Consider the following 24,510-nt stretch of genomic DNA (forward strand, 5'->3'; position numbering starts at 1 on the left):
TTGGGGCTGGCGGGTTCTATTTCATGCCATTGGAGAAAACCATGTCCGACCCCATCGTCATCGTCAGCGCTGCCCGCACCCCCATGGGCAGTTTTCAAGGCGACTTTTCCTCACTGGCCGCCCACGACCTGGGCGGCGTCGCCATCAAGGCCGCTGTCGAGCGCGCAGGTATCAGCTCTGAACTCGTCACCGAAGTGCTGTTTGGCAACTGCCTGATGGCAGGCCAAGGCCAGGCGCCAGCGCGCCAAGCGGGATTCAAAGGCGGTTTGCCCAAGAGCGCAGGCGCGGTCACCTTGTCCAAGATGTGCGGCTCGGGCATGCGTGCGGCCATGTTCGCACACGACATGCTGGTCGCTGGCACGCACGACGTGCTGGTGGCCGGGGGCATGGAGAGCATGACCAATGCGCCTTACCTCATGCTCAAGGGCCGTGGCGGTTACCGCATGGGCCACGACAAAATTTACGACCACATGATGCTCGACGGCCTGGAAGACGCCTACGAAGCCGGTCGCAGCATGGGCACCTTTGGCGAAGATTGCGCCGCCAAATACAGCTTCACCCGTGCTGAGCAAGACCACTTTGCCACCACCAGCGTGCAGCGCGCCAAGGCCGCCACCGAGTTGGGTGCATTTGCTGCGGAGATCACGCCTGTGGCGGTGAAAGACCGCAGCGGCGAACGTGTGGTCTCCATCGACGAAGGCCCCGGCAAAGTCAAACTCGACAAGATCACTTCATTGAAGCCCGCCTTCAAGAAAGACGGCACCATCACCGCTGCCAGCAGCTCGTCCATCAACGACGGCGCAGCCGCCATGGTGCTGATGCGCGAAAGCACCGCCGCCAAGCTCGGTTGCAAGCCCCTGGCCCGCATCGTGAGCCACGCCACCCACGCGCAAGAGCCCGAGTGGTTTGCTACTGCCCCCGTGGGCGCTACGCAAAAAGCCTTGGCCAAAGCGGGTTGGAAGGTCGAAGACGTCGACCTGTGGGAAGTTAACGAAGCCTTTGCTGTGGTGCCTATGGCGCTCATGAAAGAGTTGAACGTGTCGCACGACAAGGTCAACGTCAACGGTGGCGCGTGTGCCTTGGGTCACCCCATCGGCGCATCCGGCGCCCGCATCATGGTCACATTGATCCACGCGCTCAAGGCGCGCGGCCTCAAAAAGGGCCTAGCCACGTTGTGCATTGGCGGCGGCGAAGGCACGGCCGTGGCGTTGGAACTGGTCTAAACATCTTTTGTAGGAGCCGCGCCCTCGCGGCGATGAATCTCCGGAACATTCGCGACGAGGGCGTCGCTCCTACGCAAAACACAACACCATGCAGACCGTTCTCCTCATCGGCGCATCCCGCGGCATCGGTCATGAGCTGGCTCGCCAGTACCTGGCCGATGGCTGGCGCGTGATCGCCACCGCCCGCTCGGACGAAGGGTTGGCAAACCTCAAGGCCTTGGGCGCACAAACCTTGCGCCTGGATGTGGCCAACCCGGCCAGCAATTCGGGGCTGTCTTGGCAGCTTGACGGCGAAAAAATCGACCTGGCCATTTACGTGGCGGGCGCGATGGACCGGGCCAGTGCCAGCACGCCACCGACCCGCGACAGCTTTGACGCCGTCATGCACACCAACGTGATGGGCGCGATGCAGGTCATCCCGCAAATCGTGCCCATGGTGCAAGAAACGCAAGGTGTCATCGCCTGCATCAGCTCGGTCATGGGCAGCATGCAAGAGACCACCAGCGGCAACGCTGCGCTTTACCGCGTGAGCAAGGCCGCCCTCAATATGGTGGTGCGCTGCACACAGGCCGAGCAACCTGATATGACGGTGCTGGCCATCCACCCCGGCTGGGTGCAGACCGACATGGGTGGCGAACAAGCGCCCCTCACTCCCGAGCAAAGCGCAAGCAGCCTGCGCAAGACCCTGAGCCAAGTGCTTGAACAACGCGACCCGGCACACCGAGGCGCATTTTTGAACCACGACGGCCAGAGCCTGCCGTGGTGATCCGATAAAGAAAGACAGACATGCTGCTGACCCCCGACCAGGAAATGATTCGCGACGCCGTGCGCGACTTTGCCCAGCGCGAACTGTGGCCCCATGCCGCCGAGTGGGACAAAAAACACCACTTTCCCAAAGACGTGCACAAGGGCCTGGCCGAATTGGGTGCGTATGGCATTTGTGTGCCCGAAAAACTGGGCGGCGCGGGCCTGGATTATGTGACGCTCGCACTGGTGCTCGAAGAGATCGCAGCCGGTGACGGCGGTACTAGCACCGTGATCAGCGTGACCAACTGCCCCGTGAATGCCATCTTGATGATGTACGGCAATGCCGCGCAAAAAGCGCAGTGGCTCACGCCGTTGGCCCAAGGGCAGATGCTCGGCGCGTTCTGCCTGACCGAGCCGCATGTGGGTTCGGACGCATCGGCCTTGCGCACTACGGCTGTGAAAGACGGCGACGGTTACGTGATCAACGGCGTGAAGCAGTTCATCACCAGCGGCCAAAACGGCGACGTGGCCATCGTGATCGCGGTGACCGACAAAGGCGCGGGCAAAAAAGGCCTGAGCGCCTTCATCGTGCCCACCTGCACGCCCGGCTACACGGTTGCGCGCTTGGAAGACAAGTTGGGCCAACACAGCAGCGACACCGCACAAATCAACTTTGACAACTGCCGTGTCCCCGCCGAGAACCTGATCGGCCAGGAAGGCGAGGGCTACAAAATTGCCCTGTCGTCTTTGGAGGGTGGGCGCATTGGCATCGCCGCGCAAAGTCTGGGCATGGCCCGCAGTGCGCTCGATGTGGCCATCGACTACGCCAAGCAACGCGAGAGTTTCGGCACTGCCATCTTCAACCACCAGGCGGTGGGTTTCCGCTTGGCCGACTGCGCCACTCAGCTCGAAGCGGCGCGCCAACTGATTTGGCACGCCGCCAGCCTGCGCGACGCCGGTCGCCCTTGCCTCAAAGAAGCCGCCATGGCCAAGCTGTTCGCCAGCGAAGCCGCTGAAAAGGTGTGCTCAGCCGCTATCCAGACCTTGGGAGGCTATGGTTATGTGAGTGACTTCCCGGTCGAGCGCATTTACCGTGATGTGCGCGTCTGCCAGATTTATGAAGGCACGAGCGATGTGCAAAAAATCATCATCCAGCGGGCGCTTTGAATGGTGTTGAATGCACCTTGCCCCTGCGGCCGAATCTCCGCCAAAGGTCAAGCATTGAGCTTGGGTGCTTGCTGCGGCCCTTACCACGCAGGTCAGTCGGTACTCGATGCCGAAAGCCTCATGCGATCGCGCTACAGCGCTTTTGTGCGCGGTGATGTGCCTTACTTGCTGGCCACCTGGCACACCAGCCAGCGCCCTGCCGAGCTGACGCTCGAAGACGGTGCCAAATGGCTGGGTCTTCAAATCAAGCAGCACCGCATGACGGGCCCAGACAGCGCCGAGGTGGAATTTGTCGCCCGATTTCGCGTGAACGGCAAGGCCATCCGGCAGCATGAACGCAGCCGCTTTGTGCGCGAAGACGGGCGTTGGTTTTATGTGGATGGTGACGTGCTTTGATTGGTTTTTTGGCCCTTTATGATCTTCCGTATGAACTTTGAAGCCATTTTGTTTGATTGCGACGGCGTCCTGGTGGACAGCGAAGCCATCACCTGCGGCGTGCTGCGCGACATGTTTGAAGCGCAGGGTTGGCGCATGACGCTGGCCGAGTGCATGCAGCGCTTTGTCGGTCACACCGTCAAAAGCCAGCGCAGCGTCATTGAGGCGCACACAGGTCAACCGCTGACCGACGAATGGTTGGCCGATTTCTATGCATTGCGCAACGAACGACTGACACAAAGCATCACCGCCATCGAAGGCGTGCACGAGGCTGTGGCGCATTTGCACGAGCACTGCCAAGGCCGCATCGCTGTGGCTTCGGGTGCCGATCGTCTCAAGATCGAAATGATGCTCAAGCAAGTGGGTTTGCTGTCTTTTTTTGAAGGCCGCATTTTCAGTGGCCATGAAATGCCGCGCAGCAAGCCGTATCCGGACGTTTATTTGGCCGCTGCTGCGCATCTGCAAATTGACCCGGCAAGGTGCCTGGTCGTCGAAGACACCACCGTGGGCATCACGGCTGGCGTGGCTGCTGGCGCCACCGTATGGGCTTACGCACCTGGCTCGACCCCTCGTCAGCCCCTGTTGGATGCGGGTGCCAGCCAGTCATTCCAGCACATGGATGAATTGCGACTGATCAAGCCTTAGGCATTTATTTGGAAGACTCTCCATGACCACTTTGCAATCTCAACTGAACCCGCGTTCGGCCGACTTTCAAGCCAATGCCGCTGCCATGCGCGGCTTGGTGGATGACCTGCGCGCCCACCTGGAGCGCGTGGCTTTGGGTGGCGGCGATGCGCCTCGCGCCAAGCACACCGCCCGGGGCAAGCTGCTGCCGCGTGACCGTGTGCAAATGCTGCTCGACCCCGGCACACCTTTTTTGGAAGTCGCGCCGCTGGCTGCCCTCAACATGTACAACAACGACGCGCCCAGCTCGGGCGTGATCGTGGGCATTGGCCGCGTGAGCGGGGTGGACTGCATGATCGTGTGCAACGACGCCACGGTGAAGGGCGGCACTTACTACCCGATGACGGTGAAAAAGCATTTGCGTGCGCAAGAGATCGCGCAGCAAAACCACCTGCCCTGCATTTATCTGGTGGACTCGGGCGGTGCCAACTTACCCAACCAAGACGAAGTCTTTCCCGACCGCGACCACTTTGGCCGCATCTTCTTCAACCAGGCCAACATGAGTGCGTTGGGCATCGCGCAGATTGCGGTGGTCATGGGCTCTTGCACGGCGGGCGGCGCGTACGTGCCCGCCATGAGCGACGAGACCATCATCGTCAAAAACCAGGGCACCATCTTTTTGGGAGGCCCGCCGCTGGTCAAAGCCGCTACGGGTGAGGTGGTGAGCGCCGAAGATTTGGGCGGTGGCGATGTGCACACACGCTTGAGTGGCGTGGCCGACCACTTGGCACAAAACGATGTGCATGCGCTCGCGCTGGCTCGTCAGGCTGTGAAAAACCTCAACGCCCAGAAGCAGCCCAACATCGCCACACACGCGCCCGTGCCGCCGAAGTTTGATGCGCAAGAGTTGTATGGTGTGATCCCCACCGACACACGCAAGCCCTTTGATGTGCGCGAAATCATCGCCCGCATCGTCGACAGCTCCGAGTTCGATGAATTCAAATCGCGCTTTGGCACCACCTTGATCTGCGGCTTCGCCCGCATCGAGGGCATGCCGGTGGGCATCATCGCCAACAACGGCATTTTGTTCAGCGAGTCGGCGTTGAAGGGCGCGCACTTCATCGAGCTGTGCTGCCAGCGCAAGATCCCGCTGGTCTTCTTGCAGAACATTACTGGCTTCATGGTCGGGCGCAAATACGAAAACGAGGGCATCGCCCGCAACGGCGCGAAGATGGTCACGGCCGTGGCGACTGCCGCCGTGCCCAAGTTCACCATCATCATTGGCGGCAGTTTTGGCGCGGGCAACTACGGCATGTGCGGCCGCGCTTACAGTCCCCGCTTTTTGTGGATGTGGCCCAACGCCCGCATCAGTGTCATGGGCGGCGAGCAAGCGGCCAGCGTCTTGGCCACCGTCAAGCGCGATGGCATCGAAGGCAAGGGCGGCCAGTGGAGCATGGAGGAAGAAGAGGCCTTCAAGGCTCCGATCAAGCAGCAATACGAGGACCAGGGCCACCCCTACTACGCCACCGCCCGCATCTGGGACGACGGCATCATCGACCCGGCCGACACCCGCCGCGTGCTGGCTTTGGGTTTGAGCGCCTCGCTCAATGCCCCGATTCCCGAGACGAAATTTGGACTTTTCCGCATGTGATGTGTATGATTTTGTAAAATCATACACATTCAGGAGGGTTGCAAATGCGCACCAACATCGTGATCGACGACAAGCTTATGGCCGACGTCATGGCTTCGGGTGATTTCAAGTCCAAGAAAGAAGCCGTGGAAGAGGGCTTGCGGCTGCTCAAGCGCAAGAAGGTCTATGCGGCGTTGTTGGCTGCGCGCGGCACTTTGTTTTGGGACGACTCCGATGAAGCTTGGGCCAAGGCGCGCGAAGAGAGTCATCTGGCAGAAACAGCTGAAGAACCAGCTGCTCCTTATATGGTCAAACCTGCTGTGAAGGATGTCAAGACTCGTCCAGTCAAAGGCCCTCAGAGGCGTTCAAAAGGCAAGTCAGAATGATTCTGTTGGACTCCAGTGTGCTCATTGATCACTTCAGGGGCACCATCAATTCACAAACACAGCAGTTCACCCGATGGCTTAGTGGGGACGATGGGTACCCTGATATGGGTGTGGCTGACCTGGTCGTGTTTGAGGTCGTGCGGGGCTTTCCAACCGCCAAGGCGCAGGCTAAGGCGCGTGATTTGCTACTGGCGATGGAAGTCGTGGAGATTGGCGGTCTTGAGAACGCCTTGTTCGCGGCGTCTCTTTATCAACGGCTGCGCCAATCAGGCCGCACCGTGCGCAGCCCCATCGACGTGCTCCTGGCAAGTTACTGCATCACCCACGGTCACACGCTGCTGCACCGCGACGCTGACTTTGAATCCCTCAAAACCCTCGTAGGCCTGGACACCTGGCCACATTGACAAGATGAGCACTCTGGAATTTTCAACCCAAAGCGGCGTGCACAGCATAACGCTCTCGCGCCCCGATGTGCGCAATGCCTTCAACGACGAAGTCATCGCCGAGCTGAAAAACGCTTTTCTGGCGGTGGCGCAAGACGCGGCTGTGCGCTGCGTCGTGTTGGCCGCCGAGGGGCCCGCCTTTTGCGCCGGTGCCGACCTGAACTGGATGCGCCGGATGGCCGACTACAGCCGCGATCAAAACCTGGCCGATGCGGGCGAGCTGGCCGCCATGCTGCGCGCCATTTACGAATGCCCCCAGCCGACCATCGCCCGCGTGCAGGGCGACGTGTATGCCGGCGGCATGGGCCTGGTGGCAGCCTGCGACATGGCGGTGAGCGTGGATACAGCGAACTATTGCCTGAGCGAAGTCAAGTTGGGCCTGATCCCCGCCACCATCAGCCCCTATGTGATCCGCGCGATGGGCGCGCGTGCGGCGCACCGCTACTTTTTGACGGCCGAGCGCTTTGGCGCGGCCGAGGCCCACCGCATCGGCCTGGTGCACGAGGTGGTGAGCGCCGATGCACTCGACGCCAAAGTGGTCGAGCTGACACAAGCGCTGGTGAATGCCAGCCCCAACGCCGTGCGCGCTTGCAAAAAGCTGGTGCAAGACGTGGCCGAACGCGAAATCAACGACGCACTGGTAGCGCAAACGGTGGCGGGCATCGCCGACATCCGTGCCAGCAGTGAAGGCAAAGAGGGCGTGCAGTCCTTCTTGCAAAAACGCAAACCAAATTGGCTGCTATGAAACTGGCCCAATGGTTCCGAGCATGCTTGGGGTTCCTGATGGTTTCAGGCTGCTTGGCCGTGTTCGCGCAAACACCCGAAGAGCCCGCCCTTGCTAAAGATTTGAACGAAGAAGTTCACCGCATCGAAGTCACGGTGAAGGATTTGTACAACCGCACAGAAACCCGAAAAATTCCCCTAACCGTTTTCAAACCCAACGGCGAGGGCCCTTTCCCCTTGGTGGTCTTGAACCATGGCCGAGCGGGCAGTCCAGACAAGCGAGCGCAGCCGCTGCGTTTTCGTTACGAGCAGCAAGCCCGTTATTTGGTGAACAAAGGCTTTGTGGTCATCGTGCCCACGCGTGTAGGTTATGGCGAAGCTTTTGGAGACTTTGACCCCGAAACCAATGGGAGTTGTTCTTCGCCGCAAATTGAACCCATGAGCATGGCGGCTTCTGAACAGGTTTTGGCTGCCCACAGTTTTGCAAAGAATCTGAAATTTGTGGATACATCCCGTTGGTGGGTCATGGGCCAGTCGGTGGGCGGCTTGACCACCGTGGCGACGGTTTGGCGCAACCCTCCCGGTTTGCAAGGCGGCATCAACTTTGCCGGTGGCACGGGGGGCGACCCTGTGGCACGTCCGGGGCAGTCTTGTGGCGTGACTCAAATCGCTCGCCTGTGGAAAAACAAAGCCAAAGAGGCCCAAGCCGACATGCTCTGGCTGTATTGGGAAAACGATTTGTTTTGGGGCGCTCAAGCTCCACGCGATTGGCACCAAGCCTGGACGGAGGGCGGTGGTCGTGCGCAATTTCAGCAATTGCCCGCCTTTGGCAAAGATGGGCATTCTGGATTCACCAGTGACATGGACCACTGGGTGCCTTTGGTTGATGCTTACTTGGCCAAATCGGGTTACACGCAATCCGCCTTGCCACCCGTTCCCGACGCCAGCGGCTTTGCCGACGTGTCGGACTTGGGCAAAGTCCCGATCAGTGCCGATAACGTTCAAAAACTTTACACACGATTTTTGAGCAGCCCAGCGCCGCGTGCCTTCGCCATTGGGCCGAATGGCGCTGCAGGTTTTGCTTATGGCGATTGGGCGATCGGCCGCGCATTGGGTTTTTGCCAGGCCCGACGCGGTGCCCCATGCAAGTTGTATGCAGTTGACCAACAAGTGGTCTGGAGAAATTGATGTTCAAAAAGATTCTGATTGCCAACCGTGGCGAAATCGCTTGCCGCGTTGCCGCTACAGCCCGCCGTATGGGCATCCAGACGGTGGCCGTTTATTCAGACGCCGACGCCGGTGCCAAGCATGTGCAAGCCTGCGACGAAGCCGTACATGTGGGCGGCAGCGCACCCAAAGACAGCTACCTGCGATGGGAACGCATTTTGCAAGCCGCCAAAGACACGGGCGCTGAGGCCGTTCACCCCGGCTATGGCTTCTTGAGCGAGAACGAGGACTTCGCCAAGGCCTGCGCTGCGGCCGGGCTTGTGTTCATTGGTCCACCTGCCTCGGCCATTCTGGCCATGGGCCTCAAGGCCGAGTCCAAGCGTTTGATGGAGTCCGCAGGTGTACCCCTGGTGCCCGGTTACCACGGGGCTGACCAAGACCCTGCATTGCTGCAGCGCGAGGCCGACCGCATCGGTTACCCCGCCCTCATCAAAGCCAGCGCGGGTGGCGGTGGAAAGGGCATGCGCGTGGTCGAAAAGTCAGAAGACTTTGCGGCAGCGCTCGCGAGTTGCCAACGTGAAGCCATCAACAGTTTTGGCAGCGATGCGGTGTTGATCGAGAAGTATGTGCAGCGCCCGCGCCACATCGAGATCCAGGTGTTTGGCGACACGCAAGGCAACTGCGTGTATTTGTTCGAGCGCGACTGCTCGGTGCAGCGCCGCCACCAGAAGGTGCTCGAAGAAGCTCCGGCCCCAGGTATGACTGAAGCCCTGCGTTCGCAAATGGGCGCGGCGGCTGTGGCCGCTGCCAAAGCCGTGAACTATGTGGGCGCGGGCACGGTGGAATTCATCGTCGAGCAAACGGCCTATGACCAACCCGAGTCCATGAAGTTCTTTTTCATGGAGATGAACACCCGCTTGCAAGTCGAGCATCCCGTGACCGAAGCCATCACGGGCCTGGACTTGGTCGAGTGGCAATTGCGCGTGGCCAGTGGCGAGCCACTGCCATTGCAGCAAAGCGAGATCCGCATGACGGGCCACGCCATCGAGGCGCGCATCTGCGCTGAGAACCCCGACAATAACTTCCTACCTGCGACCGGCACTTTGCAGGTCTATCGCAAGCCACAAGCGACCAGCTTTGAACGCGCGAATATGAGCGACACAGGCGTCGCGGTGCGCATTGACGACGGCGTGCGCGAGGGTGACACCATCAGCCCGTTTTACGACTCCATGGTGGCCAAGCTCATCGTGCATGGCGACACACGAGAGCAGGCGCTGGCACGTTTGGACACCGCACTGGCACAAACCCACATCGTGGGTCTGAACACCAATGTGCAGTTCCTGCGCCATGTGGTGCGCAGCAATGCGTTTGCCACCGCCCAACTCGACACCGCACTCATCCAGCGCGAAAGTGCCGTGCTGTTCAAGCAAGACCCTGTGGGTTTGCAAGTTGCCGCTGCGGCGGTCATTGCCAATGCCTTGCAGGCCGAAGCCGCTGCGCAGGGCGCTGACCCGTTTAGCCGCCGCGATGGTTGGCAGTCGCACGGCACCACGCGTCGCCGCTTTGAACTCGAATACGACGGACAGCCTGTGCGTGCGGTTTTGACCTATGGCTCGCCGCTGCATTTGCAGGTGGGCGAAGGTGCGGAAGGTGCTTTGCAGTTCACGCCTCAGGACGATGGTCTTTGGGTGCAGTTCAACGGTGAGCGCATTCACAGCACGGTGCATGCACAAGGTGAAACCCATCATGTGTTCACCCCCCAAGGGGCCACTCGCATCGGCCTGCTCGACCCGCTGGCCCATGCGGGCGAAGCCGCGCAGGAGGGCGGACGTCTGACGGCCCCCATGCCGGGCAAGGTGGTGTCGTTCGCCGTCAAGGCGGGCGACAAAGTCAAAGCGGGTCAGCCGCTGGCGGTGATGGAGGCCATGAAAATGGAACACACCATCAGTGCGCCCAAAGACGGCGTGGTGGCCGAGTTGTTGTACGCCCCGGGTGACCAAGTCGCCGATGGGGCAGAGCTGCTCAAGCTGGGCTGAGAAAATCCGGCCATGAACATCACCATCTGCTTCGACAAGCTAGACCCCGCCCCTTGGGTGCAGGGCTTGCAACATGCTTTTCCGCAGGCCATCGTCACCGCCTGGGTGCCCGGCGCACCGCAGGCCGACCACGCCATCGTCTGGGCACCGCCCCAGAAATTCATCGATGAACAACCGGGCTTGCAAACCCTGTTCAACATCGGTGCGGGCGTTGATGCCTTGTTGCAGCTGAAGCTGCCGACCCATCTGAAGGTCGTGCGCCTCGACGATGCGGGCATGTCGGTTCAGATGGCCGAATATGTTTGTCATGCGGTGATCCGCCACTTCCGAGAATTCGATGGTTATGACAGCGACACCCAGTCGGGCAAATGGTCTTACCGCAAACCCCGCAGCCGTGCCGCTTTTGCCGTTGGTGTCATGGGGCTGGGCGTGCTCGGTGAGCGCGTGGCCAAGGCGCTGCAGGTTTTTGAGTTTCCGGTCAACGGCTTCAGCCGCAGCCCCAAAGACCTGCCTGGCATCCGCTGTTTCAGCGGTGCGCAAGGCCTGTCCGAATTTTTGGCCGCCACGCGGGTGCTGGTTAACCTCATGCCGCTCACCCCCGAGACCGAAAACATCTTGAACCATGCCACCTTGTCGCAGTTGCAAAAAGGCGGCTACCTCATCAACGTGGCGCGGGGCAAGCACCTGGTCGAAGAAGACCTGATCACCTTGATCGACGGCGGACATCTGGCGGGTGCGACACTGGACGTGTTCCGCACCGAACCGCTGCCTGCGGGTCACCCGTTTTGGCAACACCCCCAAATCACCGTCACGCCCCATACCTCGGCCCGCACTTTGCGCGAAGAAAGCATCGCGCAAATCGTGGGCAAAATTCAGGCCTTGCAGCGCGGCGAGGCGATCAACGGTGTGGTCGACCACCAGCGCGGTTATTGAAAGTTTTTTATGTCCTTGCCTTCTCGCGTTCAAATCATCGATGTTGGCCCTCGCGACGGCCTGCAAAACGAAAAGCAACCCGTGCCCGCCGCGGTCAAGATCGAGTTGGTGCACCGTTTGCAAGCCGCGGGCCTGACCGAGATCGAGGTCACCAGCTTTGTCAGCCCCAAATGGGTGCCGCAGATGGCTGACAACGCCCAAGTGATGGCGGGCATCCAGCGCAAACCGGGTGTGCGGTACTCGGTGCTCACGCCCAATGCGCAGGGCTATGCAGCGGCAGTCCAAAGTCAGCCCGACGAAATTGTGGTGTTTGCAGCCGCCAGCCAAGCGTTCAGCCAGAAGAACATCAACTGCTCCATCGAAGAAAGCATCGAGCGCTTTGCCCCGGTGGTGCAAGCCGCGCTGGCCGCAGGCATTGCGGTGCGCGGCGCCATGAGTTGCGCCGTGGGTTGCCCTTATGAGGGCGATGTGTCGCCCAGCAGCGTGTCTCATTTGGCGGGCCTGATGAAGCAGATCGGTGTGCAGCGCGTGGACATGGCCGACACCATCGGCACGGGCACGCCGCTCAAAGTGCAAAGGGCGCTCGAGGCCACGCTCCAACATTTCGACATTGACCACATCTGTGGCCACTTCCACGACACCTACGGCCAAGCCTTGGCCAACACATTGGCATCACTGCAATTGGGCATTTGGAATTTCCAGTCGTCTGTCGCAGGCTTGGGCGGTTGCCCTTACGCCCAAGGCGCCACGGGCAACGTGTCCACCGAAGACCTGGTTTACATGCTGCACGGCATGGGCATTCCCACCGGCATTGACTTGGACAAACTGGTGGATGCGGGTGCTTTCATCAGCGACTTTTTGGGCCGCAAACCCAACTCGAACGTGGCCAAAGCCATTCTCAACAAACGGGCTGGCTGATGCGCTGCTCTTCCCAGGCCATCCAGGTGCAAGCATGAACGATTACTACTGGGACAAACTGGAGGCGCGTGCCCAGGAATACCTGGCCAAAGCCACGCCCCCATCACCGAACTCGGTGCCATCGCCCTGTATGTCTTTGTGCTTGATGCATCCCAGTGCCGAGTGGTGTGAGGGTTGTTTGCGCACCTTGCCAGAAGTGGGCGGGTGGAGCCGTGCCACTGCACAAGAGCAACACCAGGTGTGGGTGCAGATGCCCGAGCGTCTGAAAAACCGCCGCGCGCTTGAAAAATCCAAGGGCTGAACCACGGGCTTAGCCGCGGGCCGAACCACGGAAGCTTGCACCATGAAAACCATTCACTTTTACCTCGACTTCATTTCGCCTTATGCCTGGCTGGCCTTTGATGCTTTGCCCCAAGCCTTGCAGGGCATCAGCCACCGCGTGGTGCACAAGCCTTTGTTGTTTGCAGCTTTGCTCAAGCACCATGGGCATTTGGGTCCGGCAGAGATGCCCAGCAAACGCGATTGGACTTACCGCCAGGTCTTGTGGTTGGCCCACCAACAGGCCACCCCTTTGCAGTTGCCTGCCGCACACCCGTTCAACCCGCTGGGTCTGCTGCGTTTGGCTGCGGCGTGCGACGCCGAAGGTCAGCCCAACCGTTTTGTCTGTGAAAAAATCTTCAAACAGGTGTGGTGCACGGGCCTGGATGCGGCAGACCCTGGACGTCTGGCCGAACTCCATGAAGAACTTTCACCCCAATTGGCGACCCAGAGTGATCAGTTGAAACAAGCCTTGCAAACCCACAGCCAAGAGGCCATCGCTGCCGGTGTGTTTGGCGTGCCCAGCTTTGTGGTGGATGGCAAAGTGTTTTGGGGCCAAGACGCCTTGCCCATGCTGCGTGCCTATTTGCAAGGCGACGCTTGGTTTGATGGACCCGATTGGCAAGCCCCGGATCGGTGCGCAGTCGGTATCAAGCGTTCAAGTTAAGACGCGTTTGAAGGTGCGTTTTAAGGCACTTTGGGGCCGTCGGAATCTGCTGCTGCGTCCTCCGCTTCCCAGCGGTTCACCAGCCACGCGTACACCACCACAATCGCCAAAAAGACCAGCAGCGACCCTTGAGCGCTGAGCCAGAAGTGGAGGGGCCATCCCCCTACAGTGAACGACAGGTCGCGTGCAAAAAGTGGCAGCACAAAATTCACGCAACCCCAGATGCTCAAAAGCACCGCGGTCAACACCCCTTTGCGAAAACGAAGGCGTGATGGCATCTCATGCACCGATGCGCTGCGCGGCATCTTCCGCAATCCACTGCGCTGCTTTTTCGGCAATCATGAGCGTGGGGCTGTTGGTGTTGCCGCTGGTGATGGTGGGCATGACGCCCGCATCGACCACGCGCAAGCCTGCGATGCCGCGCACCTGCAAACGCCCATTGACCACCGCCATCGGGTCGTCGTCGCGCCCCATGCGGGTGGTGCCTACCGGGTGGAAGATGGTGCTGGCGATGTCCCCCGCCAGCTTGGCCAGTTCATCGTCGGTTTGGTATTGCACGCCAGGCTTGAACTCCTCGGGCTGGAAGGGTTTCATCGCGTCCTGCGACATGATGCGGCGTGTCACACGCAGGCTGTCGGCAGCCACTTTGCGGTCCTCGGCGGTGGCCAGGTAATTGGGCGCAATGGCCGGTGCATCTTCAAATCGGGGGCTGGTGATGTTCACCGTCCCTCGGCTGGTCGGGTTCAGGTTGCACACGCTGGCCGTGATGGCCGGGAAGCTGTGCAAAGGCTCGCCAAATGCGTCCAAGCTCAGCGGCTGAACGTGGTATTCCAAGTTCGCGTGCGGCTGCGATGGATCGCTCTTGGTGAACGCGCCCAACTGGCTCGGGGCCATGCTCATGGGGCCTGAGCGTTTGAAGGCGTATTCCATGCCGATCATCGCCTTGCCCAGCAGGCTGTTGGCCAAGGTGTTCAGGGTTTTGGCCCCTTTGACTTTGTAGACAGAGCGAATCTGCAAATGGTCTTGCAAGTTGGCGCCCACGCCAGGCAAGTCATGCTGCACCTCGACGCCCACGCCTTGCAGCAAGGCCGCTGGGCCAATGCCCGACAGCTGCAAAATTTGTGCTGACCCGATGCTGCCGGCACTCAAAATCAGCTCTTGTGTGGCTTTGACTTCGACCATCTCCAAGCCCGTCCAAACCTGTGCGCCCGTGCAACGCTTTTCGCCATTGGCTTGGGTTTCGATGATCAGTTTGGACACCTGCGCTTTGTTCCACAACTCAAAGTTGGGCCGTGAATAACAAGTGGGGCGCAAAAAGGCCTTGGCCGTGTTCCAACGCCAGCCGCTGCGCTGGTTCACATCAAAGTAAGCCACGCCTTCGTTGTTGCCCCGGTTGAAGTCGTCGGTGGCCGGGATGCCCGCTTGCTGCGCGGCTTGCGAAAACGCGTCTAGCACGTCCCAACGCAGGCGTTGCTTTTCGATGCGCCATTCGCCGCCCGTGTTGCGCCCACGCAAGGTGTGCAGGTAACTGCCTTTGGGCAAGTCGATGGGGGCCAACAACTCAGACTTGGCGCCTTTGGCCCCGTGAAATTCGTTGGCACCGTTGTAATGGTCTTCGTGCAGCTTGAAGTAAGGCAGCGTTTGGTCCCAGCGCCACGCGTCGTTGCCTGTCATCTGCGCCCACTGGTCGTAGTCGCGCGACTGGCCGCGCATGTAAATCATGCCGTTGATGCTCGAACATCCGCCCAACACCTTGCCGCGCGGGTAGCGCAGGCTGCGCCCGTTCAGGCCCTCGGCGGGCTCGGTTTGGTACATCCAATCTGTGCGCGGGTTGCCAATGCAATACAAGTAGCCGACGGGGATGTGGATCCAGTGGTAATCGTCTTTTTTACCCGCCTCGATCAACAGCACGCGCTTGCTGGCATCGGCGCTCAGGCGGTTGGCCAGCAGGCAGCCAGCGGTGCCACCGCCCACGATGATGTAGTCAAAGGTGTTTTCGTTCATGGGTCGTTGGGTCTGTGCTGCAAGGTTCAAAGCAAGGGTGCTGAACGCATGACTGTAATGGATGAGACCCCGTCACAAGACGCTGAAAAGCTCGGGCTTTCACGCATTCAGCTGCATGTATCGCAGCCTTGATGAGAAAAGAATTTGGGTGATTACCCTTGGTATGGGGCGATTTATCGTTATGTGAAATTAATACCAAGGGTTAACGAGTGGTTTGTAAGTGTTTGTTGGTTGCTTGTCAGACAGGGGCAAGTGCAAGCCCCAAGAATCGCGCCAAGTTTCCCTGTCGGAGACTCTTTTTTGGAGACAGCTTTATGGCTACAACTGAAGCAAACCGCCCGATGTCGGCGGAAGAGAAGAAGGTAATTTTTGCCTCTTCTCTGGGTACCGTTTTTGAATGGTATGACTTTTACCTGTACGGCTCGTTGGCCGCGATCATTGCCAAGCAATTCTTCAGCGGCTTGGACGAAGGCTCTGCCTTCATCTTCGCTTTGCTGGCGTTTGCTGCGGGTTTCATCGTGCGTCCTTTCGGCGCAATCTTCTTCGGCCGCTTGGGCGACATGATCGGCCGCAAGTACACCTTCCTGGTCACCATCCTGATCATGGGTGCATCGACCTTCATCGTGGGCATCTTGCCCAACTACGCCAGCATTGGCGTGGCCGCTCCCGTCATCCTGATCTGCCTGCGCTTGTTGCAAGGTTTGGCTTTGGGTGGTGAGTACGGTGGTGCTGCTACTTATGTGGCCGAGCACGCCCCTCACGGCAAGCGTGGTGCTTACACCGCTTGGATCCAGACCACAGCTACTTTGGGCTTGTTCTTGTCCTTGATGGTGATCTTGGGCACCCGTACCATCATCGGTGAAGAAGCCTTCGCCGACTGGGGCTGGCGCGTGCCGTTCATCGTCTCGATCATCATGTTGATCATCTCGGTCTTCATCCGCTTGAGCATGAACGAATCGCCTGCTTTCGTGAAAATGAAAGCCGAAGGCAAGACCTCCAAGGCCCCTCTGTCCGAGTCTTTCGGCCAGTGGAAAAACCTGAAGATCGTGATCTTGGCCCTGATCGGTTTGACCGCTGGTCAAGCTGTGGTTTGGTACTCCGGTCAGTTCTACGCTTTGTTCTTCTTGACACAAGCGTTGAAAGTGGACGGCGCCACCGCCAACATCATGGTCGCGATCTCCTTGATCATCGGCACACCGTTCTTCATCGTGTTCGGCGCGCTGTCTGACAAGATTGGCCGCAAGCCGATCATCTTGGCCGGTTGCTTGTTGGCCGCTTTGACCTACTTCCCCGTGTTCAAGGCCTTGACCAAGGCGGCTAACCCCGACTTGTACGCTGCCCAAGCCGCTTCGCAAGTGGTGGTGATTGCTGATCCAGCCGAGTGCTCGTTCCAGTTCAACCCCACAGGCACCAAGAAGTTCACTTCTTCTTGCGACATCGCCAAGCAACGGTTGGCTGGCGCATCGGTGAGCTACTCCAACGAAGTCGCACCTGCTGGCACCCCTGCCATCATCAAGGTGGGCGATACCGTGGTGAACGTGAAGTACTCGGCTGAAGACGTCGCTGCTGCCAAGGCCAAGGCCGAGGAAAAGCTGGCTGCTCTGAACGCTGCAGAACCCAAAGATGCCAAGGCCATCGAAGCTGCCACCAAGTCTGTCAAAGACCTGAGCAACGAGAAGACCGCTGGTGCCACTTTGTTGGCTTCCAACCTTGGCGCTGCTCTGAAGGCTGCCAACTACCCAGTCAAAGCTGATATGGCCAAGTTCGACAAGGTCACCGTCATCATCATCCTCACTTACTTGGTGTTGTTGGTGACCATGGTGTACGGCCCGATCGCCGCCATGCTGGTTGAGATGTTCCCCACCCGCATCCGTTACACCTCCATGTCCTTGCCTTACCACATCGGTAACGGCTGGTTCGGTGGTTTGCTGCCCACAACCGCCTTCGCGATCGTGGCCCAGACCGGTAACATGTACAACGGCTTGTGGTACCCCATCATCATCGCTGGCGCAACCGTCGTGATTGGTGGCTTGTTCATCAAGGAAACCAAAGACGTCGACATCTACGCTGACGACTGAGCTTTCTTGTAAGCAACCCGGGGTGACTCGGGTGCTAAATTCAAGGCCTTCCCTCTGTGGAGGGCCTTCTTTATTTTGGAGATGAATGATGTGGAAAATTGCTGTTGGATTCGCGATCTTTGCTGCTTTGGCTATTTATGTGATCAGCAAGGGCGGTGACAGCCTGGACATGAGCGGCGAAAAGCACGGCGCTGATGCAGTCCATGTGGAACCCGCCAAAGCAGACGCTTCTGCACCTGCAGCCCCCGCTGCTGCACCGGCCTCTGACGCCAGCGCTGCCAAGTAAGCGCACCAGCATCCCAGGGCTTAGGGCTCTGGCGATTGCCCCAAAGCCACGCCAACGCGTGGCTTTTTTCTTGTGGGAGCGGCGCCCCCGCCGCGATGATGGCTTTGCAGACCACGTTGATCGCCCCGAGGGCGGGGCTCCCACATATCCACGAAAGACTTTTTCCTTGTAGGAGCGACGCCCCCGTCGCGAAAAGCTTCGCCAACACAGTTCATCGGCGCACCCTAGAATGTTTGGCCTTCACCCCATAAAGCCCGTCCATGTCCCAAGGTCTCATCCGCATCCGTGGTGCCCGTCAGCACAACCTCAAAAACATCGATCTGGACATCCGCACGGGTGAGTTGACCGTGGTCACCGGCCCCAGCGGCTCCGGCAAGTCGAGCCTGGTGTTTGACACGCTGTACGCCGAAGGCCAGCGCCGCTATGTAGAGACCTTCAGTGCCTACGCCCGCCAGTTTTTGGACCGAATGGACAAACCAGCGGTGGACAAGGTCGAAGGCGTGCCCCCAGCCATTGCCATTGACCAGACCAACCCGGTGCGCAGCTCGCGTTCCACCGTGGGCACCATGACCGAGTTGAACGACCACCTGAAGTTGTTGTTCGCCCGCTTGGGCCAGCTGTTCGACAAAGACACCGCGCAGCCCGTACGCCACGACAACCCCGACACGATTTACGCCGAGCTCGCACAACGTGCCGCTCAAGCGGTCGACCCGCGCCTGTACCTGACCTTTCCGGTGGAGCTGCCCGCGAACACCAGCGCTGAGCAGGTTGAGCAGTGGTTATCTGCCAGCGGCTTCACCAAGGTGCAGGCCGAACGCGAAGTGGCCACACCCACCGGCCCGCGCAAAGTGCTGGACGTGATCGCCGACCGTTTTCGCATCGGCACCGCAGAAAAAGCCCGCGTGGTTGAAGCCATCGAAGTGGCCCTCAAACGGGGCGGCCGCCTGAATGTGTATGCAGAGAAATTGGGGTCAGATCCCAATTTCTCCGCTGCTTCTTCCCCTGAGCCCGCCTTTGACCTCTGGCGTTTCTCAACGGGCCTGCATTGCCCCGACAGCGACCAGCGTTATACCGACCCGATCCCGTCGATGTTTTCCTTCAACTCGGCGGTGGGGGCGTGCGAGACCTGCCGCGGCTTTGGGCGCGTGATCGGGGTCGATTACGGTTTGGTCATTCCCAACCCCAAGCTCACGCTGCGAGCCGGGGCCATCAAGACGCTGCAAACCCCCGCATGGCAAGAGAACCAGGACGACCTGATGCGCCACGCCGAGGCCGCAGGCATTCCGCGCGACACCGCCTGGGACAAGCTGACGCAGGCGCAACAAGATTGGGTGATCAACGGCTCGCCCGAGTGGAAGGGCCGCTGGAACCACCAGTGGTATGGCGTGAAGCGTTTCTTCGAGTACCTGGAGAGCAAAGCCTACAAAATGCACATCCGGGTGCTCTTGTCCAAGTACCGCAGCTACACCGAATGCCCAACGTGCCAAGGGGCACGTTTGAAGACCGAGAGTTTGCTCTGGCGCATTGGCAGCCATTCGGATGCCGATGGGGTTTTGCCAGTGGAAAAACGCTTCATGCCTGCGGGCGTGAAGTGGACCCGTGCACAGTTGGAGGCGCTGCCGGGTTTGAGCTTGCACGACATGATGATCATGCCGCTGGACCGGTTGCGTTTGTTCTTTGATCGGGTGTCGTCTTCGGGTCATTTGGGGCAGGCTGCTGTGGGTATGGCAGGGGAGGCTCCGGCCGGGGATGGGCTGGGCTCCTCATACGGCGGGGGTACGCCAAAATCGTCGCCCAGCCCATCCCCGGCCGAAGCCGTAGGAGGCGTTGCGCAAGCAGAAGTACAAGCACAGGCACAGGCAGCGACAGAGATGTCGCGAGACGATCGATCGACCACAAGGTCTGCGTCAGAGCGGGGGGCGGGCGACGATTTTGGCGTACCCCCGCCTCATGAGGAGCCCGCCCCCCGCTCTGATGCAGACCGCTCCTCCGAAGAAACCACGAAAGAAAACAGTAACGGCCCCAGCGCCGAACAAAAAGCCCTGCAACTGCTGCTCGAAGAAATCACCACTCGCCTCAAATACCTGTGCGACGTCGGCATTGGCTACCTCACCCTCGACCGCCAAAGCCGGACGCTCAGCGGCGGCGAGGTGCAGCGCATCAACCTCACCACCGCCTTGGGCACCAGCCTGGTCAACACCTTGTTTGTTCTGGACGAGCCCAGCATCGGCCTGCACCCGCGTGACATGCACCGCATCACCTTGGCCATGCACCGCCTGCGCGACGCGGGCAACACACTGGTCGTGGTCGAGCACGACCCGGCCGTGATGATGGCCGCCGACCGCATGATCGACATGGGCCCCGGCCCCGGCGAGCGTGGCGGGCAAATCGTATTCGACGGCACCACCGCCGACCTGCGCAATGCCGATACGCTCACGGGTGCTTATCTGGGTGGCCGTAAACAAGTGGGCCTAGGCTTCAAGCGCATGGTGAGCGACAGCACGCCGCGTTTGATTCTGGAGGGCGCTCGCGAGCACAACCTGCAAAACATCAGCGTGGATTTTCCGCTGCAGCGCTTGGTCACCATCACTGGCGTCAGCGGCTCGGGCAAGTCGAGTTTGATCCAGGACGTGCTGGCCCCGGCGCTCATGCGCCACTTTGGCAAAGCCACCGAAACACCCGGCGCGCACGACCGCCTGCTGGGCGCTGACCACCTGAGCGATGTGGTGTTTGTGGATCAGTCGCCCATCGGCAAAACCGCACGATCCAACCCGGTGAGCTATGTGGGCGCGTGGGACGCGATTCGCGAGATTTTTGCGACCGCGCCGCTGTCGCGCCAGCGCGGCTACACGGCCAGCAAGTTCAGCTTCAACGGCGGTGATGGCCGCTGCCCCACCTGCGGCGGCTCGGGTTTTGAGCATGTCGAGATGCAGTTCTTGAGCGACGTGTATTTGCGTTGCCCCGACTGCGACGGCAAGCGCTATCGCCCTGAAATTCTAGAAATCACCGTTGAGCGCCAAGCCATCGGCGGTGACGTGCGCCACCTTAACGTGGCCGATGTGCTGAACCTCACGGTGAGTGAAGCCGCCGCCTTGTTCGCGCAAGACCGTGACGTGATCCGCGCCTTGCAGCCCATCGTCGATGTGGGCCTGGAGTACGTGAAGCTGGGCCAGCCCGTGCCCACACTCTCGGGTGGCGAGGCGCAGCGCCTCAAGCTCGCGGGCTTTTTGGCCGAGGCCGCCAAAAGCGCCTCCAAGAGCCGCCAGAGTCTGGCGCGCAAAGGCACGCTGTTTTTGTTTGACGAACCGACCACGGGTCTGCACTTTGACGACATCGCCAAGCTCATGCGGGCTTTGCGTAAGTTGCTCGAAGCAGGGCATTCGCTCATCGTCATCGAGCACAACTTGGACGTGATCCGCGCCAGCGACTGGCTGATCGACTTGGGGCCAGAGGGCGGTTACGCCGGGGGCCTGATCGTGGCCGAGGGCACGCCAGACGATGTGCGCCAACATGCGACCTCTCATACGGGGCTGGCGTTGCGTGAGTACGCCGAGTCGATGGGGGAGGTGTTCGGTGTTGCTGAGAGTTTGGGTTCCTATGGGGGCGAGGCTGCGGTGTCAGCGGGTTCCTCATACGGCGGGGGTACGCCAAAATCGTCATCCGCTGACACCGCAGCCTCGCTGGCGAGCGTTCGAGGCGGCGTGGGTGCCTCCTCACTGGCGCCGGTTGCTCGGCGCGCTCCTTTGCTCAACAACAACATCCAGATCGTCAACGCCAAAGAACACAACCTCAAAAACCTGAGCGTCAACATCCCGCGTGGCAGCTTCAACGTGGTCACCGGCGTGAGTGGTTCCGGCAAATCCACGTTGGCGTTTGACATCTTGTTCAACGAAGGCCAGCGCCGTTATTTGGAAAGCCTGAACGCCTACGCCCGCAGCATCGTGCAGCCTGCAGGCCGCCCTGAGGTGGATGCGGTGTATGGAATTCCGCCCACCGTGGCCATTGAGCAGCGCCTGTCACGTGGTGGCCGCAAATCCACCGTGGGCACCACCACCGAGGTCTGGCATTTCTTACGCTTGCTCTATGTGAAGCTGGGCATTCAGCATTGCGTGCACGACAACACCCCCGTGCAGCCCCAAACTCCTGACAGCATCATCGCGCAGCTGATGACGCAGTTCAAGGGCCAGCACATTGGCCTGTTGGCGCCGCTGGTGGTCAACCGCAAAGGCATTTACACCGAGTTGGCCGAATGGGCGCGGCCTCGCGGCTACACCCACCTGCGTGTGGATGGCGACTTTTTACCGACACAAGCATTCCCCCGCATCGACCGCTTCAAGGAACACAACATCGAGCTGCCCGTGGCCAGTCTCGATGTGCTGCCCACCAACGAAACCGCCCTGCGCCAAGCGCTGACCAAAACGTTGGAGCATGGCAAAGGCGTGGTGCATGTGCTGAGCGATTTGGACGGTTTGCGCGAAGCCATGTTCAGTGGCGAGTCCACCGCCCGCATCGGCCAGCACCGCGTCTTCTCCACACTGCGGGCTTGCCCGGCCTGCGACACCTCGTATGCCGAACTCGACCCACGCTTGTTTTCGTACAACAGCAAACACGGCTGGTGCCCCGACTGCGTGGGCACGGGCGTCAAGCTCAGCAAAGACGAACGCAAAGTGTTTGACGATTCGGTGCAAGACGACAAGGACAAAGGTCGCGAGAAAACTTTTGCCGAACCCGAAATCGAAGACTTGGCCAACGTGGCTTGCCCCAGCTGCGAAGGCACCCGCCTGAATGCCACGGCGCGTGCCGTGCGCTTGGGCTCAGCGCCTGGTCAGGGCTGGCGCATCACCGACATCGCCAGTTTGTCGGTGACCGATGTCCGGCATTGGGTGGACAAGTTGCAGCTCACCGGCCGCGACGCCGACATCGCCCGCGACTTGGTGCCCGAAATCAAAAGCCGTTTGGAGTTTTTGGAAGAAGTGGGCTTGGGTTACCTCACGCTCGACCGGGGTGCGCCCACGCTCTCGGGCGGCGAGGCGCAGCGCATCCGCTTGGCCGCGCAACTTGGCAGCAACTTGCAGGGTGTGTGCTACGTGTTGGACGAGCCCACCATTGGCTTGCACGCCCGCGACAACCGGATTTTGCTCAACGCTTTGCAAAGCCTCAGCGATAAGGGCAACACGCTGGTGGTGGTGGAGCACGACGAAGACACGATTCGCCGCGCCGACCACATCATCGACATTGGCCCGAGTGCGGGCAAACGCGGTGGCCGCTTGGTGGCACAAGGCTCGGTGTCCGACATCACGGCTTCGGCCGATTCACAAACCGGTCGCTATTTGCTGCATGCGATGAAGCATCCGATGCAAGTTCGCAGGTCGGTGTCGGTCTCGCCACGGGGCGATGGGCTGGGCTCCTCATATGTCGGGGGTACGCCAAAATCGTCGCCCAGCCCATCACCCCATGCCGAGACACCGGCGTCGCCGATGCAATGGCTCACACTGACAGGCGCCAACTTGCACAACCTGCGCCAAGTCGATGTGCAAGTGCCACTCAAACGATTGGTCGCCGTCACCGGTGTCAGCGGCTCCGGCAAGTCCACGCTGGCCCGCGATGTGCTGCTGGCCAATGTGCAGGCGCTGGTCAGCCAGCGCTCCACTTTTGCAGGCCGCACCGCACAAGACGCGGGTCAGCGTGTGGCCTTGACCGCGTGCAGCGATGTGCAAGGCTTTGAAACCATCGACCGCGTGCTTGAAGTCGACCAAACCCCGATTGGCAAAACACCGCGTTCGTGCCCCGCCACCTACATCGGCTTTTGGGACACTATCCGCAAACTGTTTGCCGAAACCCTCGAGGCTAAAGCCCGTGGCTACGCCGCAGGGCGCTTCAGCTTCAACACCGGCGAAGGCCGCTGCCCGAGTTGCGAAGGGCAGGGCATGCGCACCATCGAGATGAGCTTCTTGCCCGATGTAAAAGTGCATTGCGAAACCTGCCGTGGTGCCCGTTTCAACCCTGAGACCTTGGCGGTCACTTGGCGTGGCAAGAGCATTGGTGATGTGCTGCAGATGGAAGTGGACGAAGCAGTGGACTTCTTCGCCACCATGCCCAGCATCGCGCATCCGCTGCAGCTGCTCAAAGACGTGGGCTTGGGCTACCTCACCTTGGGCCAACCTTCACCCACGCTCAGCGGCGGCGAGGCCCAGCGCATCAAGCTGGTGACCGAGCTGACCAAAGTGCGCGACGAAGTGGGCAAGCGCGGCAACAAAGCCCCGCACACGCTGTATGTGCTGGACGAACCCACCGTTGGCCTGCACATGGCCGACGTGGACAAGCTCATCAGCGTGCTGCACCGTTTGGTCAACGCTGGTCACAGCGTGATCGTGATCGAGCACGACCTGGACGTGATCGCCGAAGCCGACTGGGTGATTGACCTGGGGCCAGAAGGCGGTAACGCCGGTGGCTGCATCGTCGCCGCCATGACGCCCGAGGCGCTGGTGATCCTAGGCACCCATACCGGTAAGGCCCTGGCGCCCGTACTGGCGCGGGTCTAACCCTGTAGGAGCGACGCCCTCGCCGCGATGAGGCCTTCGCAGACCACAACCCATCGCCCCGGGGGCGGGGCTCCTACAGAGTCCACCCCTGTGGGGTCATTTCCCCTTTGTGGGAGCGACGCCCTCGTCGCGATGAGGCCTTCGCAGACCACATCCCATCGCCCCGAGGGAGGGGCTCCCACA

20 protein-coding genes are annotated in these 24,510 nt (G+C 60.4%); 18 read left to right on the top strand and 2 right to left on the bottom strand.

What is annotated here, in order from left to right; translation table 11 throughout:
• Positions 1-41 precede the first annotated feature (41 nt).
• The 15 genes from B9Z40_RS11300 to B9Z40_RS11370 all read left to right on the top strand — a co-directional run bounded on the left by B9Z40_RS11300 (position 42) and on the right by B9Z40_RS11370 (position 13,417).
• Positions 42-1,223 carry an acetyl-CoA C-acyltransferase gene (locus B9Z40_RS11300; protein WP_100173836.1) on the top strand — a complete coding sequence of 394 codons (1,182 nt, stop codon included), beginning with the start codon at positions 42-44 and terminating at the stop codon, positions 1,221-1,223.
• An 88-nt stretch (positions 1,224-1,311) separates the two neighbouring features.
• Positions 1,312-1,989 (top strand): SDR family oxidoreductase, encoded by a 678-nt coding sequence (locus B9Z40_RS11305; RefSeq protein WP_100173476.1) that lies wholly within the window; start codon positions 1,312-1,314, stop codon positions 1,987-1,989.
• A gap of 20 nt (positions 1,990-2,009) precedes the next feature.
• Positions 2,010-3,137, top strand: coding sequence for an acyl-CoA dehydrogenase family protein (locus B9Z40_RS11310; RefSeq protein ID WP_100173477.1), 1,128 nt, complete (start codon positions 2,010-2,012; stop codon positions 3,135-3,137).
• Positions 3,138-3,533: a YchJ family protein gene (locus B9Z40_RS11315; RefSeq protein ID WP_100173478.1), complete on the top strand. Its 396-nt coding sequence runs from the start codon at positions 3,138-3,140 to the stop codon at positions 3,531-3,533.
• Between the two features lie 30 nt (positions 3,534-3,563).
• Positions 3,564-4,217 carry an HAD family phosphatase gene (locus tag B9Z40_RS11320; RefSeq protein ID WP_100173479.1) on the top strand — a complete coding sequence of 218 codons (654 nt, stop codon included), beginning with the start codon at positions 3,564-3,566 and terminating at the stop codon, positions 4,215-4,217.
• A 22-nt stretch (positions 4,218-4,239) separates the two neighbouring features.
• Positions 4,240-5,847, top strand: coding sequence for a carboxyl transferase domain-containing protein (locus B9Z40_RS11325; RefSeq protein WP_100173480.1), 1,608 nt, complete (start codon positions 4,240-4,242; stop codon positions 5,845-5,847).
• 44 nt (positions 5,848-5,891) lie between these two features.
• Positions 5,892-6,212, top strand: coding sequence for a type II toxin-antitoxin system VapB family antitoxin (locus B9Z40_RS11330; protein WP_100173481.1), 321 nt, complete (start codon positions 5,892-5,894; stop codon positions 6,210-6,212).
• Positions 6,209-6,616 carry a PIN domain-containing protein gene (locus tag B9Z40_RS11335; protein WP_100173482.1) on the top strand — a complete coding sequence of 136 codons (408 nt, stop codon included), beginning with the start codon at positions 6,209-6,211 and terminating at the stop codon, positions 6,614-6,616. Before B9Z40_RS11330 ends, B9Z40_RS11335 begins: the two co-directional genes overlap by 4 nt.
• Before the next feature lie 4 nt (positions 6,617-6,620).
• On the top strand, positions 6,621-7,400 hold the full coding sequence (locus B9Z40_RS11340; RefSeq protein WP_100173483.1) for an enoyl-CoA hydratase/isomerase family protein: 780 nt from the start codon (positions 6,621-6,623) through the stop codon (positions 7,398-7,400).
• Positions 7,397-8,566 carry a S9 family peptidase gene (locus B9Z40_RS11345; RefSeq protein ID WP_233204889.1) on the top strand — a complete coding sequence of 390 codons (1,170 nt, stop codon included), beginning with the start codon at positions 7,397-7,399 and terminating at the stop codon, positions 8,564-8,566. Before B9Z40_RS11340 ends, B9Z40_RS11345 begins: the two co-directional genes overlap by 4 nt.
• On the top strand, positions 8,566-10,581 hold the full coding sequence (locus B9Z40_RS11350; protein WP_100173484.1) for an acetyl/propionyl/methylcrotonyl-CoA carboxylase subunit alpha: 2,016 nt from the start codon (positions 8,566-8,568) through the stop codon (positions 10,579-10,581). Before B9Z40_RS11345 ends, B9Z40_RS11350 begins: the two co-directional genes overlap by 1 nt.
• Before the next feature lie 12 nt (positions 10,582-10,593).
• Positions 10,594-11,514, top strand: a complete 921-nt coding sequence (locus B9Z40_RS11355; protein ID WP_100173485.1) for a glyoxylate/hydroxypyruvate reductase A — start codon at positions 10,594-10,596, stop codon at positions 11,512-11,514.
• Between the two features lie 9 nt (positions 11,515-11,523).
• A complete protein-coding gene (locus B9Z40_RS11360; RefSeq protein WP_100173486.1) occupies positions 11,524-12,432 on the top strand; it encodes a hydroxymethylglutaryl-CoA lyase in 909 nt (302 codons plus the stop codon).
• 34 nt (positions 12,433-12,466) lie between these two features.
• Entirely contained in the window at positions 12,467-12,733 is a 267-nt protein-coding gene (locus B9Z40_RS11365) for a DUF1289 domain-containing protein (RefSeq protein WP_100173487.1), read from the top strand.
• A gap of 42 nt (positions 12,734-12,775) precedes the next feature.
• On the top strand, positions 12,776-13,417 hold the full coding sequence (locus tag B9Z40_RS11370; protein ID WP_100173488.1) for a 2-hydroxychromene-2-carboxylate isomerase: 642 nt from the start codon (positions 12,776-12,778) through the stop codon (positions 13,415-13,417).
• Between the two features lie 20 nt (positions 13,418-13,437).
• Here B9Z40_RS11370 and B9Z40_RS11375 read toward each other — a convergent pair whose 3' ends face one another.
• The gene (locus tag B9Z40_RS11375) at positions 13,438-13,695 is read right to left on the bottom strand and encodes a DUF4212 domain-containing protein (RefSeq protein ID WP_199172554.1); all 258 of its coding nucleotides are present in this window, start codon (positions 13,693-13,695) and stop codon (positions 13,438-13,440) included.
• A gap of 1 nt (position 13,696) precedes the next feature.
• Positions 13,697-15,421 (bottom strand): GMC family oxidoreductase, encoded by a 1,725-nt coding sequence (locus tag B9Z40_RS11380; RefSeq protein ID WP_100173490.1) that lies wholly within the window; start codon positions 15,419-15,421, stop codon positions 13,697-13,699.
• Positions 15,422-15,735: 314 nt separating this feature from the next.
• On the opposite strand from B9Z40_RS11380, the gene B9Z40_RS11385 reads away from it, so the two are divergent.
• From B9Z40_RS11385 to B9Z40_RS11395, 3 genes are all read left to right on the top strand, one after another.
• Positions 15,736-17,499, top strand: coding sequence for an MFS transporter (locus tag B9Z40_RS11385; RefSeq protein WP_100173491.1), 1,764 nt, complete (start codon positions 15,736-15,738; stop codon positions 17,497-17,499).
• An 88-nt stretch (positions 17,500-17,587) separates the two neighbouring features.
• The gene (locus B9Z40_RS11390) at positions 17,588-17,785 is read left to right on the top strand and encodes a hypothetical protein (protein WP_100173838.1); all 198 of its coding nucleotides are present in this window, start codon (positions 17,588-17,590) and stop codon (positions 17,783-17,785) included.
• 260 nt (positions 17,786-18,045) lie between these two features.
• Positions 18,046-24,327: an excinuclease ABC subunit UvrA gene (locus tag B9Z40_RS11395; protein WP_100173492.1), complete on the top strand. Its 6,282-nt coding sequence runs from the start codon at positions 18,046-18,048 to the stop codon at positions 24,325-24,327.
• Positions 24,328-24,510: the final 183 nt, after the last annotated feature.

This window comes from Limnohabitans sp. 15K (genome assembly GCF_002778285.1).
In the GTDB taxonomy this organism is placed as follows: Bacteria; Pseudomonadota; Gammaproteobacteria; order Burkholderiales; family Burkholderiaceae_C; genus Limnohabitans_A.